The following is a 526-nucleotide window of genomic DNA, read 5'->3' on the forward strand; positions in this document are numbered from 1 at the left end:
TCCATCAAATAGCTTTCGTCGGTACTTGGTCGTAAACACCAAATGCACAACGAGCTTGGTCACACTATGGCGTGTTCTGAGATAACCATGCAGTAGACTTACATCCTGTTCACTCACTTGAAAAAATACCCTTAAGGCCTTATATTCTCTGCATAGTAGATATACACACTGAAATATTCCATACCAGCTAACACTTTTCCATTGCCACTCTAAAGCAGATGACCTTGAGTGCGGCCAGGCCGTCAAGCGTGTATAGGTAGTAGGCTGGGAACAAGGATTACGGACAGTGCTAAGAGCCACCAAAGTACGCATTTACCCGACACTTGTGCAGGCGGAGTTTCTCAACCGTCAGTTCGGTGCCGTGCGTTTCTGCTACAACAAGGCTCTGCATATCATCAGCTCTCAGTACAAGCGGCACGGCCTGAAACTGCGAGCAAAGAAAGACCTTAAGCCTTTGCTGGCAGTGGCGAAAAAGTCACGCAAGTATCACTGGCTTGGAGAGTTTGACTCCATCGCACTTCAGCAA

1 protein-coding gene and 1 pseudogene are annotated in these 526 nt (G+C 47.5%); one reads left to right on the forward strand and one right to left on the reverse strand.

Going from position 1 to position 526, the window contains the following annotated elements:
* A pseudogene (locus PLU01S_RS25275) lies at positions 1 to 117 on the reverse strand (IS200/IS605 family transposase); the annotation flags it as partial.
* Between the two features lie 169 nt (positions 118 to 286).
* On the opposite strand from PLU01S_RS25275, the gene PLU01S_RS25280 reads away from it, so the two are divergent.
* On the forward strand, positions 287 to 526 hold a 240-nt coding region (locus PLU01S_RS25280; protein WP_169715119.1), incomplete at its 3' end, for a helix-turn-helix domain-containing protein.

Source organism: Pseudomonas luteola NBRC 103146 (genome assembly GCF_002091675.1).
GTDB lineage: Bacteria > Pseudomonadota > Gammaproteobacteria > Pseudomonadales > Pseudomonadaceae > Chryseomonas > Chryseomonas luteola.